12 protein-coding genes are annotated in these 15,598 nt (G+C 33.7%); 5 read left to right on the forward strand and 7 right to left on the reverse strand.

Features of this window, described 5'->3' with window-relative positions; genetic code table 11:
* Positions 1-2: 2 nt before the first annotated feature.
* From FS85_RS0107895 to FS85_RS0107915, 5 genes are read right to left on the reverse strand one after another with little or no spacing between them, the layout of a single operon-like run.
* Complete coding sequence (locus tag FS85_RS0107895) at positions 3-902, reverse strand: NAD-dependent epimerase/dehydratase family protein (RefSeq protein ID WP_010135621.1); 900 nt, start codon at positions 900-902, stop codon at positions 3-5.
* Entirely contained in the window at positions 890-2,002 is a 1,113-nt protein-coding gene (gene rfbG / locus FS85_RS0107900; protein ID WP_010135623.1) for a CDP-glucose 4,6-dehydratase, read from the reverse strand. The genes FS85_RS0107895 and rfbG overlap by 13 nt, the downstream gene beginning before the upstream one ends.
* A complete protein-coding gene (rfbF, locus tag FS85_RS0107905) occupies positions 1,987-2,763 on the reverse strand; it encodes a glucose-1-phosphate cytidylyltransferase (protein WP_010135625.1) in 777 nt (258 codons plus the stop codon). The genes rfbG and rfbF overlap by 16 nt, the downstream gene beginning before the upstream one ends.
* Before the next feature lie 5 nt (positions 2,764-2,768).
* On the reverse strand, positions 2,769-4,385 hold the full coding sequence (locus FS85_RS15325) for a glycosyltransferase family 2 protein (protein WP_010135626.1): 1,617 nt from the start codon (positions 4,383-4,385) through the stop codon (positions 2,769-2,771).
* Positions 4,385-5,917 carry a tetratricopeptide repeat protein gene (locus tag FS85_RS0107915; RefSeq protein WP_010135627.1) on the reverse strand — a complete coding sequence of 511 codons (1,533 nt, stop codon included), beginning with the start codon at positions 5,915-5,917 and terminating at the stop codon, positions 4,385-4,387. The genes FS85_RS15325 and FS85_RS0107915 overlap by 1 nt, the downstream gene beginning before the upstream one ends.
* Positions 5,918-6,267: 350 nt before the next feature.
* On the opposite strand from FS85_RS0107915, the gene FS85_RS0107925 reads away from it, so the two are divergent.
* Positions 6,268-7,866, forward strand: a complete 1,599-nt coding sequence (locus FS85_RS0107925; RefSeq protein ID WP_010135628.1) for a hypothetical protein — start codon at positions 6,268-6,270, stop codon at positions 7,864-7,866.
* A 111-nt stretch (positions 7,867-7,977) separates the two neighbouring features.
* Here FS85_RS0107925 and FS85_RS0107930 read toward each other — a convergent pair whose 3' ends face one another.
* The gene (locus FS85_RS0107930) at positions 7,978-9,498 is read right to left on the reverse strand and encodes a hypothetical protein (RefSeq protein WP_010135629.1); all 1,521 of its coding nucleotides are present in this window, start codon (positions 9,496-9,498) and stop codon (positions 7,978-7,980) included.
* Between the two features lie 77 nt (positions 9,499-9,575).
* A complete protein-coding gene (locus FS85_RS0107935; protein ID WP_010135630.1) occupies positions 9,576-9,986 on the reverse strand; it encodes a BrxA/BrxB family bacilliredoxin in 411 nt (136 codons plus the stop codon).
* A gap of 226 nt (positions 9,987-10,212) precedes the next feature.
* On the opposite strand from FS85_RS0107935, the gene FS85_RS0107940 reads away from it, so the two are divergent.
* From FS85_RS0107940 to FS85_RS15330, 4 genes are all read left to right on the forward strand, one after another.
* Entirely contained in the window at positions 10,213-10,959 is a 747-nt protein-coding gene (locus FS85_RS0107940) for a TerB family tellurite resistance protein (protein ID WP_010135631.1), read from the forward strand.
* A 142-nt stretch (positions 10,960-11,101) separates the two neighbouring features.
* A complete protein-coding gene (gene ileS, locus FS85_RS0107945) occupies positions 11,102-14,506 on the forward strand; it encodes an isoleucine--tRNA ligase (protein ID WP_010135632.1) in 3,405 nt (1,134 codons plus the stop codon).
* A 5-nt stretch (positions 14,507-14,511) separates the two neighbouring features.
* Positions 14,512-14,898 carry a TraR/DksA family transcriptional regulator gene (locus FS85_RS0107950; RefSeq protein ID WP_010135633.1) on the forward strand — a complete coding sequence of 129 codons (387 nt, stop codon included), beginning with the start codon at positions 14,512-14,514 and terminating at the stop codon, positions 14,896-14,898.
* A 74-nt stretch (positions 14,899-14,972) separates the two neighbouring features.
* On the forward strand, positions 14,973-15,598 hold a 626-nt coding region (locus FS85_RS15330; protein ID WP_010135634.1), incomplete at its 3' end, for a lipoprotein signal peptidase.

Here is a 15,598-nt window from a genome sequence, read left to right on the forward strand (position 1 = left end):
TTCTATTTTTTTATGGTATTATTAATTCCCTCTCTTAACTCTATTTGTTGTCCAAACCCCAGTACATTTGCTATCTTACTTGAATCTCCAATCATTTCCCAAACCTCCTGCTCTCTGTATGGCAAAGCTCCTAAAACTATTTTGGCCGTAGAACTAATCATTTTATCAACCTCTATCGCCAATGATTTTAATTCTGTCCCTTTGCCACTACACACATTAAAAACTTCTCCATAAGCTCGCTTATTTATTGCTAAAATCATTGCAGCAACAACATCAGAAACGTATAAAAAATCTCTAGCTTGCTCTCCTTTTGTCATTAAAAAATCATTGTTATTTTTTAATGAATCTATCATTTGCGGAATAAAAAACTGTTTTGACATCCCTTCTCCATAGAAATTAAACAACCTTAGAATGGTATAGTTTACGGAGTAATGACTGCAGAAAGTTTCAATTAATTTTTCTGCTTGATATTTTGTAAGTGAGTAAGGTGATACTGGTTTGGGAATTTGTGTTTCTTTAAAAGGGGATGTGTTGTTTCCATAAACCTCACTAGTTGAAGTAAATATGAACTGGCAATTTATTTTTTTTAAAGCTTTAAGCACATGTAATACCCCTGAAACATTTACTTGATGCATCTGCTCGTACAAATCAAAATTTCTTTCTCTATTGATATTTGCAGCTAAATGATAAACAACGTCAGGCTTTATTTTCTGAACAAGTTTACAAACCTCTTCAGGATTGGTAATATCTAATTTAAACGATTGTTTTTGTGGCTTTGCATTTAGAGATGCCACATACACATCCGCTTGTTTTTTCATCAACTCTTTAACTAAAAAAGAACCTAGATATCCAGTTCCACCAATGACCAATATTTTTTTCCCAACTACACTTATTTTGTCCATACACAATTCGCTTTTTTTGCATCAGATACATAGCTTTCTAAATCGTTGATAGACATTATATTATTGTTCAAGTAAAATTCTTTGTACCAACCAATTGTCTTTTGAAGCGTAGTTTCTATTCCCCAAACAGGAGTCCACTTAAGCAATTTGTTTGCTTTAGAGCAATCTAACATTAACAAATTGGCCTCATGATGTTCCTCTGTATTTTTACCAATAGTTATTTGCACATCGTTCCAGTTGTTTTTAGCCAATTTTACAACGTCACCCACCTGTAAATTACTATCTACATTGGGACCAAAATTCCATCCATCAGCCACGGAAACATCTTGTTGCAACATTTTCCAACCAAGGGTTAAGTATCCACTTAAAGGCTCTAAAACATGCTGCCAAGGTCTTGTAGCTAATGGATTTCTTATCAAAACAGCTTGTTTTTGCGCTGTTGCTTTTACTATATCTGGAATCAAACGATCTTTGGCCCAATCTCCACCACCAATTACATTTCCAGCTCTACCGCTTGCCAAAAGAACTTGGTGTTTTTTGTTGTAATCACTTACATTAAAGAACGAATTTCTATAAGATGCTGTTAATAGTTCTGCACAACCCTTAGATGCACTATAGGGATCGTATCCACCCATAGCTTCATTTTCTCTATAACCCCAAATCCATTCTTTGTTTTCGTAGCATTTATCGCTGGTTACGTTTACAATTGCCTTTATAGATGGTATATTTTTACACGCTTCGTAAACATGCAACGTTCCCATTACATTACTAGAAAAGGTTTCTATAGGATTTTCATAAGATGGTCTTACCAAAGCTTGAGCTGCTAAATGAAAAACAATATCTGGTTGTACTTTTTGGATGTATTCTTTTAACGTTTTAAAATCTCGAATATCATTTAAAGTCTCTTGGATATTTAAATCAAGATATTGTAGGTGATGAACCTCTGTATTTTTTAATGAATACCCATATACTTCTGCTCCTAACTTTGTTAACCAAAGAGCTAACCAAGATCCTTTAAACCCAGTATGCCCTGTTAACAAAACTTTTTTTCCCTTATACACTCCTTCAAAGAGCGCATTAAAATTTACCAAGTTTTCCATTTTGCTTCATTTTTTGACCACATATCATTTAGTTCCTTGTGGTCTCTTAGTGTATCCATTGGTTTCCAAAAACCATGATGTTGATATGCATACAATTCGTTATCTTCTGCCAACTTTTCCAAAGGTTCATTTTCCCAAACTGTTTCTGCACCATTGCATATATAATCAAAGACTTTAGCTTCACAAACAAAGAAACCAATGTTTATCCATCTACCATCTCCCTTTGGTTTTTCCATAAATTTAGCTACACTATTATCCTCTTCATTTAAAGAAACTCCTCCAAAACGGCCATTTGGTTGGTACGTTGTCATTGTAGCTGCCTTTCCATGAGATTTATGAAATTCTAATAAATCTTTAAAGTTGACATCTCCAACACCGTCTCCGTAAGACAACAAAAAGGTATCGTTTCCCACCACCTCTTTAGCTTTCAAAACCCGTCCTCCAGTCATAGAATTTAGTCCTGTATCTAGCAATGTTATTTTCCATGGCTCTGATGTGTTATTTAAAATCTCTAAGCCATTGGTTTTTAAGTCAATCGTGACATCACTTTTATGTAAAAAATAATTTGCAAAATACTCTTTAATTAAATAACCTTTATAGCCTAACAGAACAACAAACTCATCAAATCCATATTGGGCATACATTTTCATGATGTGCCATAGTATAGGCTCTCCTCCAATAGGAATCATAGGCTTAGGTATTTTATCAGTAGCCTCACTAAACCGTGTACCGAAGCCCCCTGCTAATAATAGTACTTTCATATGTTTTATCTTTTACGTTTTATTTTTATACTTTTATTCGAATACACTATCACTCTACTCCACGCATCTTCAACCTTTAATCGAACAGCTTCATATGCAGCTATAATTCCTCCAAAACTTTGCACAAATGCAATCAAGGAAAAACCTAACATTGCCCAAGTTCTTTGTGCAGAGAAAATTAATCTACTTTGTGGAGTAAAATACATTCTTTCTATATACACCCCAATGGTTAAGATTAAAAATAAGACTGCGTAGATTATGAGAGGCTTAACAAAAGGATTTATAAATTTTCTTTCTGCTGTTTTGGCTGTTGGTATGTATGGTATTTTTTTATTGATTAAGGTCAGATAAAAGGCATAAGTAAAAACAGGCCAGCAAGCATATTTTAAAATCATTCCTCGCCAATGAAATCCTTTTTCTGTTTTTCTATCACATAAAAATTGTTGTGCATAAACGTAAATCATTACTGCAAAACTAAAAATAGGCACAGCGTGTGTTAAAAACTCTGTAAAATTCATATTAGCAGGCGAAATTTTTGTTGTAAAAAACAACACGGGTACCAGTATAAAAAAAGCAGTAATTACACCAAAAAGATAGTATGTTCCTATAGATAAATAAGATACCTTTTGCCAAAAGCTTAATTTTTTTACTAAAGAAGGCATCTCATCAAAAAGAAGCTCAAATACTCCTCTGGCCCATTTTAATTGTTGTTTGCAAAAAGATGCAAAATCTTCGGGTACCAAGCCACGACTAACAATTACAGGATTGTAAACCGATTTCCACCCCTGTGCATGAATTCTAATAGAGGTTTGCAAATCTTCTGCCAATCCTTGTGCATGCCCTCCTATACTTTCTAATGCCTTCCTTCTAAAAGTACAGTTGGCACCAATAGCAACTGCCGCTCCATATCCAAACAACCCCATTTGTGTTGGTCCGTAAAAGGTATAGGTTTGCTCGGCTGCTCCTTTGGCTACAAAAGACCTGTACATGTTATAATACCCCTGACTTACCTGAACAAAACCAACGGCATCATCTTCAAAAAAACCTAGGGTTTGATCTAAGAACTCTGGAAAAACAATATGATCTGGATCTAGAATTAAGATAAACTCTTCGGTAGTTCTTTTTAACGTTTCGTTAATTTTTCCTGCTTTTGCTCCTGGAATGTTTGCCAAATCTAACCATACAACTCCGTACTTTTCAGCCAAATTTTTAAATGCCTCATCTTGTGTACTGTCTAGCAAATAGGTTGTATGCGGATAATTTAAATTCTGTAAGGCTTTAAATGTGTTTTCAAACATAGAAATAGGCTCTCCTGGTGCAGAAGTGGTAAAAACCGCAACCTTTAAATCTGACTTTGGTTTAGGAACTGTTGTTGGTTTTTTAATTCTTAAATAGTTAATCCAAATCAACACAATTCTAACCATACCATACCAAAAGAACAAGCTTAGGAGAACAAACAAAAACACATTTGATATGTGTTCTTTTCTAAACCACCACTCTGCCAAATTAACTACACTAATAACGCCAGCAATTGTTAATATCAAAAGCACTAACTTATCCCAGTGGTTTATTTTTTTTGCCTGTGAATACACCCAAAAATCATCTCTTAATCTTGTATTCATTAAAATTTATACTTCAATTCTATATTAATATTATCTCTGCTATAAAAGAATGTTTCTTGATAAGTGTAAGTTCCTTTTATAGAAAACTTATCATTTAAGCTGTAAGTGGCGTACACCGATGATTCCGAAGGAAAAAACTCATCTTTTTCTTCAGGAAAACCAATAACAACCTCAGTTCCATTGTTGAATAAAAAAGGACTAAAAGCCTTGGCACTTATTCCATAATTTGTTTTTCCGCCTATTTCTAAAAAACGAAACAGGTTGTACTTAGCCATCAACAAAAAAGAATTTGACTCTTGTTCTTTGGGTGTAAAGTAAGGACTGTACAAACCAACATAATTGGTTTCGCTACTTTTTTCTTCATCAACAATATAGAGGACTTCTTCTGCGTTAGAAAAGCCATAACTATATCCAAACTGAAAGCTAAACTTAGAAAATTTTATAGGCTGTGTTACAATCCAAAAAACATAATTTGTTATAGTGTTATCTTCAAACTTTTGTTGATTGTACTCTAAATTGGAAAGAAATATTTTGTTATGGTACTCAACTTTTCCAGACATCGTTGTTTCTGTAACATTGATGTTTGTACTTGCTATTGTACCCAAAACAGGGTGTATATTATAACCTAATGAAACTGTAACATTGTAAGGCAATTGTTTTGCTAATGTTAGCCCTCCAATTATTCCACTACCCTCGGTATTATTGTAAGTACCAGCTGCCAACTTAGCAGTTACGCCCCAATTAGCAAAGTAAAACCGATTGCTAACCCTAGCTATTAAAGCTTGAGCAGAGGGCGTAAAACTATAATTTTCTATTTCTAACTTTGGCTGGAAAAATTTAGACCTATAAACTCCCAACTCTGCTTTTTGTGCTGTATACTCTAACGGCTGTGTATCTGTTTGCATTTCATAAGCTCCTTTTACATAAAGTGCGGTTGCATCCGAAATTTCAGAAGAAAGCCGATCTAATTTATCTGAAGTAGGAAAGTCGCTCCTAAAACTTTTAATTAGCCTTTTACTTTTATCAATATTCCCTTGCCAGTAACTGATATTCGCTAACATAATAAGCCCTTCGGCTTTTGATGCATCGTTCAAATTTCTTAAGGATTCTAATAAAAGTTGGGCTTTTTTAAATTTACCTCGTTCATACAAAGCCCTTGCATAATCTAATTTTACATCATTACTACTAGCATCTAAAAGCATTGCTTGTTGGTACTTTTTATCTGACTCTCTGTAATTTTTGTTTTTGTGCAATGTGTATGCATACAGCCAAACAACATAAAAGTTTTTAGAATTCTTCTTCTCATAATCCTCCATTCTGTTTTTTGCCTTTGTATACTCACCTTGTTCAACAAGATGACGTATTCCTTTTAATACTCTTTCTTCCTTGTTGTCTATAGAAGCTTGTATTGTATTCAGAATGTTTGGGACAGATTTTTCTTGATGTATAACTGTATCTTTTTCAATTTCTTGAGAAAAACTAAAAGAACAAAAAAACACTGTTACAGCAAAAAACACCCACTTTAAACACATACTATTTTACTTCTTTTTATTCTTTTTAAGATATCACTATACCGTCCAAATTTATCAATCTTTTCCTAAATACAACTTATACAATGTTTGATTTATGTTTAAAACTACATTATTATCTACATCAAACCTATTTCTCTATTTAAAACTTAAAAAAACATCTTTTTTATTAAAGAACATAGAATTCAACACAATTTTCACTTTTAACATTCTGATTTTTACATTCATAACTAAAACTCCACAACTACACATATCTTTGTTTCACAATTATATCTTCTTTAAATTATCAAAAAAATAATTAAGCAAACCTTTTCTTATTTTTTAACAATTTTAGAACTCAACTATCTAAAAAAATGACAAAAACACTTTACAAACTTTTACTAATATGTTGGTTAGCCATTACTGCTTGTTCTGACAACATAGAACAAAATGATGAATTAGAAATTCCTGTTGATCAACCGACAGATGAAAAAGAAGAACCTCCTGTAGAAACACCGACAACCGAACCTAATGACCCTAGCATTTTTGCAACAAATTTATTCTATACAACTCCTTCAGATGCTATAAAAAACAACATTTTTGAGTATCCAAACAGTAATAATGCTTTAGGTGACGGAGATGATTCTGCAACGCTTAGAACAGAAATTAACAAAGTAAATAGAGAAGGTGGTGGTGTCTTAAAAATACCTGCAGGCTATTACTACCTAAACAACATACACCTAAAATCTAATGTCCATTTAGAATTTGACTCAGAGGCTGTAATCTTGCCCGCAAAAGACAACACCAAACGAATTTTTAATTTTGGTATGATTGACAGAATTGAAAACGTAAGTATTAGCAGCACCAATAACAAACCATTTAAAGTTGATTTTACCAACCCTGTATTTTTCAACCAAAACCTTTCGTTTATTAGAATAGGTAGGGTTGATAATTTTAAACTTTCTGATTTTATTATAAACGACAGAAGAACTTCATTAGCCTCTATATTAATTTCTTACGTACCCGAGACTACGGAAACCAAACCTTGGTCTACAAACGGAGTTATTGAAAACATTACACAAACTAATTCTCATACAGGTTACGGATTAATTCAGGGCTACGCAGGCCAACACCTTTTGTTTAAAAACCTAGAATGTGAAGGAGGCATTACCTTTAGACTTGAAACAGACGATAGAGCCATGAAAGAAGAAATTAAAGACGGTGCAAAAGAAGGAGGTGTAAAAGATATTTTTGCCTACGATCTTAGAGGAAGTAAGGGATTAACAACTGTAATGTTATCTCCACACTTTACCCAAAATGGACAAATTACCATAGATAAAGTGCAAGCCAAAGGAAGCTGTTTTGCAGTAAGAATTGAACATGGTTTTTTAGAATTGTTTGATGAAAATCGTCAGTTTTCTACAACAAATGACACGGGAAGACAAAATTTCATCAATTTTATAGAAAGTCAGTTTGATTTGCCAGATGGCACACCTATTTTAGAAGGTAATCCTTACAAGAGAAACAACGGAACACAATGGGCTGTAAGAATATCTTCTGAAGCTGCAAACGCAACAAGAAACGCTTATGTTTTAGGACAACTAGGAAGCCTAAACAGAGGAGAATTTCAAGACTCTAACATCATAGGGGTTGAAGCAATATACACAAACAAAACAGAAGCTAAAATAAAGCAGAATCACTTGCAATTTTTACCATGTAATCAATGGAGTAAAGTACAAAACCCTACAAACTTAGGAATGCAAAATGGTTTTGAATACCACGGACCTTCCTTAGGGCTAAGTGTTGACCACACAAATAACTCTGGAACCACAGGTAACTATACCGTAACTATTTACAATCAAACTTTTACTGGATTTCCTTCAGGACACATTCAAAATATTGAATACGATACAGCTCCTATTTGCAACAGTAATAGTTTTGGAACAATTACTCAATATCAAGCAGATTTTTAACAATCAACATACCTAAAAACGAAAGCCTAGATCTAACATCTAGGCTTTTCACTTTCGTATTTTCTTTTTATTGATTTATCTGTTAACCAAAACTGCAAACATTCCTACTTATTACTCCTCTTTCAACTTAAGCACCCCGGTTAACAACCTATTTTCATATTCATCAAAATATGCATATTGAATCTTATATTTCTCCAAAAAAGCTATAGAGACAAATTCCTTTTTATATTTCTTGACCTTAATCCTTATTTCATCCTCTAATTCTTTATGAGCTTTCTCATAATCGTATTTTTTAAGTAGCGCTTTCTCTTTATTATACTTTGATACATTCCCCTCATCATCAACCAAAAACTCCAGCTTAAAATCGTGACTATTTGATAGATTTACGAACAACGGAAATTCTACCATACGAAAACCTCCAGGCATATTCATTCTTACCTGTTGCATTTGCTGCATATTCCTCATCATCTGATTTTGTATATTTTGCATCATTCTCTGGTGCTGTTGATTCATCATTTGTTGATGAAATTGCCAGTGAAAATTATCATGGTAATAATACGTATTCTTGTTAATATCATTTATAACTACTAATTTTTTATCAGTACCTTCTAATTCACGAACCATTAAAGAAGGTACCTTAGGACTTATTATATTCGTTAACTTTTTTGCCAATTTCTTTACATCTCCTTTTGCCCAATAACCATTATCTCCATAACTATCCAACTTAATAGTCTTTACTGATTTATTAAAATTAATTAAATCTATTACTTGAAGATTCAATTCAGACTTATACCTTGTCACTATGTAATACGTATCATTCAATAAAAATGAATTTAGATCTTTTACTGTCTTTCCATAAGGATAACCCAACTCCTTAAGCTCTCCTTCTTTTATTACTCCTCCCTCTCCTAAAGTTAACTTAAATACAACACTTTTCTTTTTAAACTTATAGCTATCTCTAGTTATATAGATATTCTTATCTGTAAAAAACAACCTTGGGGCATTAACCCCTATATTCTCTTTAAACTTATCCGATTCAATAATGGTTAACTTAGACCTCACATCGTAAGACAATGCTTCCATTTGATCTTTATCTAGCTTAATAGCACTAGTTTTAATTGTTTTTGTATCCGAAATACTAATCAAATGAATCTGTTGATTCTCAAAACGCAAAAAACAGGTCATAGTATCTGTCGCAAACTTATACTTTGATTTTTTAAATATCTTCTCTACGAAGTCAACTCTATTACTATTTAAATCATAACCAACAACCTTATAGCGTGTTTCTTCACTTTTTTTTCTTACATACCCTTTTTTCTTATTTGATTTACTCAATTTCTTTACTTCCAAAACCAACACTAACTGATTCTGGCACACATGATAAGAAACCAAATCTAAACGATCTTTAGTCACATACACACCTCTTTTCCTATTAACTCCGTTTTCTAAAACCAATAGACTTATATGATAATTTTTATCTTTCTTATCATACTCGGTAAATAAAGTAAGTTGCTTTCCTGATTTCTCTATACAAGTGACATTTTTAGCCTTTAAATCCTTTGAAAATTTAAATTCCTGTGCATAGGAAATTGAACAAATTAATGAGACTAATATCAATAATACTTTTTTCATAGCTCTTTAAAATTTTAATCAAAAATAAAAAAGACCTCCAAATGGAGGTCTTTCAACACTATATTATTTTAACTTTCTTAACAATACTCATCGTAAGCTCCAGACAAGTTTGCTGCAATCGCCTCTGCAGAGTGCCCTTCAATGTGGTGACGCTCTAACATATGCACCAACTGTCCGTCTTTAAACAATGCTACTGCTGGTGAAGATGGAGGAAATGGAATCATATACTCTCTTGCTTTTTGTACAGCTGGTCCGTCTACTCCTGCAAAAACAGTAGTAGCTTGCGTGGGTAATTTTGCATTTTGCAAAGAAGCCAATACTCCTGGTCTTGCAGTTCCTGCTGCACAACCACAAACTGAATTTACAACTACTAAAGTAGTTCCTTCTTTAGCCAAAGCTGCCTCTACTTCTTCTGGTGTTTTTAATGCTGTTACTCCTGCCTCAACTAATTGAGCCTCCATAGGAGCGGTTAATTCTGGTGGATACATATTTCTTGTATTAAATGATTTAAATATTCAACAATCCAAAGATTTTGTCCTTGTAATGCAAAGTTAGTCAATAAATATTCCATTTCCTTTCAGTCTGACAGAATTACTAACTTCCTTTTTATTTTACTGACACATCTACCGATTGAAACAAAGGCAAGGTTCTTGTTTATTGCTGATAAAAAATGGCTATTTTTATCATAGATCTAACGATTTAAAAACACAATTAATGAAAAAATTTGCACACTGGATAGGAGCGGGTATTGGATGGGCAACAGGAGGTCCAATTGGAGCAATTCTTGGATATTTACTAGGAAACGTTATCAAAGGGTTAGATACCGACTTTTCTGAATTTGCATCAGAATTTGAAACTCCAGAAGGAAACGGACAAACACAAGCAGGAGATTTTGAAATAAGTCTCTTATTCTTATCTGCAGTAATTATAAAAGCTGACGGTAAAATTCATCAAAAAGAATTGGATTATGTACGCAATTACTTTGTACAAATGTACGGTAAAGACAGAGCTAACAAAGCTTTTCAATTATTCAAAGGAATTATTAATGAGTCTAGTCTTGCTACGAGTGAAGTTTGCATGCAAATTAAAGACCATATGACTTTAGAGTCTAGAACACAACTTATTCACTTTTTGTTTTCTATTGCTCAAGCCGATGGACAAGTGGTAGATGTAGAAGTAAATGCTATCCGAAACATTGCCAATTACCTGCACATCCCTCCTACATCATTTAATTCTATAAAAGCCATGTTTTATAAAGATGCGGAATCGGCCTATCAGATTTTAGAGGTTTCTAAATCCGATGACGATGACACTATTAAAAAGGCTTATAGAAGATTGGTTAAACAACATCATCCAGACAAATTACGTCACTTGGGTGAGGAACATCTTAAGGGGGCTCAAGAAAAGTTTCAAAAAATTCAGGAGGCCTACGATATAATCCGCAAAGAGCGCGGTTTGTAAAAATCAACTTTAAAAGTATAAAAGAGCGTATAAAATGTTACATTTTATACGCTCTTTTACAATCTAGATACTTCTCTAATTTCCTAGTTGTTAATCCACAATTAAAAATGTAATTTCGCCACTTTAATAGAATTCAACAAAAATGAGTGCAAATTTCAAGGAATACAAGGGATTAAGTTTAACGAACATTGCCGAGGAAACCCTAAAATTTTGGCAAGAAAACAACATCTTCCAAAAAAGTATTGAAACACGTGAAGGAAATGAACCTTATGTGTTTTTTGAAGGACCTCCGTCTGCAAATGGGTTACCTGGAATTCACCATGTTTTAGGAAGAACTATTAAAGATATTTACCCACGTTACAAAACAATGAAAGGGTACAAAGTGCAGCGTAAAGCAGGTTGGGACACTCATGGTTTGCCTGTAGAACTAGGGGTAGAAAAAGAACTAGGAATTACCAAAGAAGATATTGGCACTAAAATTACCGTAGAAGAATACAACGAAGCTTGTAAAAAGGCCGTAATGAAATACACCGATATCTGGAACAATTTAACGGAGCGAATTGGATATTGGGTAGATATGGACAATCCATACATTACATACACTCCCAAGTATATGGAGTCTGTTTGGTGGTTGTTAGGACAGATTTATAAAAAGAATTTGTTATACAAAGGCTACACTATTCAACCATACTCTCCCAAAGCAGGTACAGGTTTAAGTTCTCACGAAATCAACCAACCAGGAGCGTATCAAGATGTAACAGACACTACCATTGTCGCACAATTTAAAACCATTAAAGAAACGTTACCTGAGCGTTTACAAGCTTTAGAAGAAGTTCATATTTTAGCTTGGACAACCACTCCTTGGACCTTACCTAGCAACACCGCTTTAACTGTAGGCCCTAAGATTGAGTATGTTTTAGTAAAATCATACAATCAATATACAAAAAAGCCCATCAATGTAATCTTAGCTAAAAACCTAGTTGCCAAGCAATTTTCTAAAAAATATACCGCTGTAGAAACCGAAGATGAATTGTTGGCATATGAGTCAGATGCTAAAAAAATACCATATTTAATTTCTGATTCTTTTATAGGAAAAGACTTGGTAGGTATTCGATACGAGCAGTTGTTACCATGGGTTTTGCCATACGAGTATCCAGAAAATGCCTTTAGAGTAATCGCAGGAGACTTTGTTACCACCGAAGATGGTACTGGGATTGTACACACTGCTCCTACATTTGGTGCAGACGATGCCTTTGTTGCTAAAAATGCAACACCACCAGTACCCCCTATGTTGGTTTTAGATGAGCACGAAAACCCTGTTCCTTTAGTAGACCTACAAGGTCGTTTTACAAAACACGTAGGCCCACATGCAGGTAAATATGTTAAAAACGAATATTACAACGATGAGGAGCGACCAGAAAAATCTGTAGATGTAGAAATTGCCATCCAATTAAAAGAAGAAAATAAAGCCTTTTTGGTAGAGAAATACAAACACAGCTATCCACACTGTTGGCGTACAGACAAACCTGTGTTGTACTATCCTTTAGACTCTTGGTTTATTAAGGTAACAGACGTAAAAGAGCGTATGTTTGAGTTGAATGAAACCATTAACTGGAAACCTGAATCTACTGGAGCTGGACGTTTTGGTAACTGGCTACAAAACGCAAACGACTGGAATTTATCTCGTTCTCGTTATTGGGGAATCCCATTGCCTATTTGGAGAACTGAAGACGGAACTGAAGAAACAATTATTAGTTCTGTTGAAGAGCTAAAACAAGAAATTGAAAAAGCACGAAAAGCTGGATTTGAAAATCCAACTTTGTTTGATGGTTTTGAAATAGGCAATATGTCTGATGAAAACTACAATCAAATAGACTTACACAAAAATATTGTAGATCAAATTACCTTGGTATCACCATCAGGAAAACCAATGAAACGAGAAGCTGATTTGATTGACGTTTGGTTTGATTCGGGAGCCATGCCCTATGCACAACAACATTATCCTTTTGAAAATAAAGAACTAATTGACAATAATGAATTTTATCCTGCCAACTTTATTGCAGAAGGGGTAGACCAAACAAGAGGATGGTTTTATACGTTGCATGCCATCGGAACTATGGTGTTCGATTCCGTTGCTTATAAAAATGTAGTTTCTAACGGATTGGTATTAGACAAACACGGTAAAAAAATGTCTAAGCGTTTAGGTAACGGAGTCGATCCTTTTGCAACTATGGATCAATACGGGCCCGATGCCACACGTTGGTACATGATTTCTAACGCCAACCCTTGGGACAACTTAAAATTTGACTTAGAAGGAGTAGATGAAGTAAGACGTAAGTTTTTTGGAACGTTGTACAATACTTATTCCTTCTTTACCTTATACGCCAACATTGATGAGTTTACATACAACGAGGCAGATATTGCATACAATGAAAGACCCGAAATTGACCGTTGGATTTTATCGGAACTAAATACATTGATTGCTAAAACTGATAAATTTTACAATGAATACGAAGCTACTAGAGCCGCTCGTGAAATTCAAGAATTTGTTACCGAAAATTTATCCAACTGGTTTGTGCGTTTAAGCAGAAGACGTTTTTGGAAAGGTGAATACGAAACCGATAAAATTTCTGCTTATCAAACACTATACACCTGTATGCTAACTGTTACAAAATTGGCCGCTCCTATTGCTCCTTTCTTCTGTGACAATTTGTATAGGGATTTGATTGCAGCTACAGGAAAAGAAGACTTCCAATCAGTACACTTAGCCAACTATCCTGTTGCTGATGTTTCTCAGATTGATGAGGATTTGGAACGAAAAATGCAAAAAGCACAACAAATTTCTTCTATGGTGCTTAGTTTACGTAAAAAGGAGATGATAAAAGTTCGTCAACCTTTGCAAAAAATTATGATTCCTATTTTAGACCACCAACAACGCGAAGACATTCAGGCTGTAGAAAATTTGATTTTATCAGAAGTAAATGTAAAAGAAATAGAGCTGTTAGATGATGCTTCTGGAATTTTGGTAAAAAACATCAAACCTAATTTTAAAGTGTTAGGACCTCGTTTTGGTAAAAACATGAAATTGGTGGGAGCTGAAATCCAAAAATTCACCCAAGAAGATATTGCAAAATTAGAGCGAGAAGGAAAAATTAGTATCACTATTGAAGAAAATTTAGTAGATTTAACCGCCCAAGAAGTTGAGATTAGTTCTCAGGACATAGAGGGATGGCTAGTTGTTAATCAAGGAGGTTTAACCGTTGCATTGGACGTTACCATAAGTCCCGAACTAAAAAATGAAGGAATTGCAAGAGAATTGGTAAATCGTATACAAAATCAGCGTAAAGACTCTGGATTTGAAGTAACAGATAAAATTAAGTTAACTGTAGTTGCTACCGAAGACTTAAAAATAGCTATTGAAACCAACGAGACTTATATAAAGAGCGAAACACTAACAGAAGAACTTGCTTTTGTATCTGAATTAACGTCTGGTTTGGAAATTGAATTTGATGAGATAAAAAGTAAAATATTGATTGAAAAAATTTAAGTAGTATGGCAGAAGGTGAAAAAGTAGTCTACAGTGACTCGGATTTAGCAGAATTTAAAGAGATAATTTTAAAGAAAATAGAAAAAGCAAAAAGAGATTTAGAAATCTTACAAAGTTCTTACAAAAACGGAGCTTCTAACAATACTGATGATACATCGCCTCAATTTAAAGCTTTTGAAGAAGGTTCAGAAACCATGTCTAAAGAAGCAAACGTACAATTGGCTATTCGTCAAGAAAAGTTTATTAGAGACCTAAAAAACGCTCTTTTGCGCATAGAAAATAAAACTTACGGAATTTGTCGTGCTACAGGAAAACTAATTCAAAAAGAACGCTTAAAATTGGTTCCTCACGCAACGTTGAGTATTGCTGCAAAAATGGCAGAAAAAAAATAAGTTAAACATACAGTAAACGCCATCATAAAAAGTTTGTAATTACAATTACAAACTTTTCTTTTTAACATGCTATTATGAACACCAAAAAATCATTCTTTATTATTATTCTTGTTTTGTTAATAGACCAAATTAGTAAGGTTTATATCAAAACAAATTTTCGTTTAGGAGAAGAAGTATATGTTTTTGACTGGTTTAGAATACACTTTATAGAAAACAATGGAGCTGCTTGGGGTACAGAGCTAGGAGGTAAAACAGGAAAGCTAATCTTAACTTTATTTAGACTTTGTGCCATTGTAGGAATTGGCTATTGGCTGCATAAAAGCATTAAAGAAAAAGCCCATAACTTGCTTATTATAGCTGTTTCTTTAATTTTTACTGGAGCACTAGGAAATATTATTGATTCTGTTTTTTACGGAATTTTATTCACCGATTCCTATGGTCAATTAGCTATTTACGACCCTGCTAATGCCTATGGAGAATTGTTTCATGGAAAAGTAGTAGACATGCTTTACTTTCCTATATGGGAAGGAACTTTACCAAACTGGTTACCCATAATGGGCGGGCAAAACTTTACCTTTTTTAATGCTATTTTTAACATTGCAGACTCTGCTATTTCTATAGGAGTGATGTTATTGCTGTTTTTTAGTAAAACCATCTTTCCTAAAAAATATCTTAGATTCTTATTTCATTATATAAAAAA

The sequence above is a fragment of the Ochrovirga pacifica genome (assembly GCF_000220525.1).
In the GTDB taxonomy this organism is placed as follows: domain Bacteria; phylum Bacteroidota; class Bacteroidia; order Flavobacteriales; family Flavobacteriaceae; genus Ochrovirga; species Ochrovirga pacifica.

Excerpts from the sequence above, each read along its gene's own strand:
- FS85_RS0107895 (WP_010135621.1), bottom strand. The coding sequence starts at position 902 with ATGGACAAAATAAGTGTAGTTGGGAAAAAAATATTGGTCATTGGTGGA.
- rfbG (WP_010135623.1), bottom strand. The coding sequence starts at position 2,002 with ATGGAAAACTTGGTAAATTTTAATGCGCTCTTTGAAGGAGTGTATAAG.
- rfbF (WP_010135625.1), bottom strand. The coding sequence starts at position 2,763 with ATGAAAGTACTATTATTAGCAGGGGGCTTCGGTACACGGTTTAGTGAG.
- FS85_RS15325 (WP_010135626.1), bottom strand. The coding sequence starts at position 4,385 with ATGAATACAAGATTAAGAGATGATTTTTGGGTGTATTCACAGGCAAAA.
- FS85_RS0107915 (WP_010135627.1), bottom strand. The coding sequence starts at position 5,917 with ATGTGTTTAAAGTGGGTGTTTTTTGCTGTAACAGTGTTTTTTTGTTCT.
- FS85_RS0107925 (WP_010135628.1), top strand. The coding sequence starts at position 6,268 with ATGACAAAAACACTTTACAAACTTTTACTAATATGTTGGTTAGCCATT.
- FS85_RS0107930 (WP_010135629.1), bottom strand. The coding sequence starts at position 9,498 with ATGAAAAAAGTATTATTGATATTAGTCTCATTAATTTGTTCAATTTCC.
- FS85_RS0107935 (WP_010135630.1), bottom strand. The coding sequence starts at position 9,986 with ATGTATCCACCAGAATTAACCGCTCCTATGGAGGCTCAATTAGTTGAG.
- FS85_RS0107940 (WP_010135631.1), top strand. The coding sequence starts at position 10,213 with ATGAAAAAATTTGCACACTGGATAGGAGCGGGTATTGGATGGGCAACA.
- ileS (WP_010135632.1), top strand. The coding sequence starts at position 11,102 with ATGAGTGCAAATTTCAAGGAATACAAGGGATTAAGTTTAACGAACATT.
- FS85_RS0107950 (WP_010135633.1), top strand. The coding sequence starts at position 14,512 with ATGGCAGAAGGTGAAAAAGTAGTCTACAGTGACTCGGATTTAGCAGAA.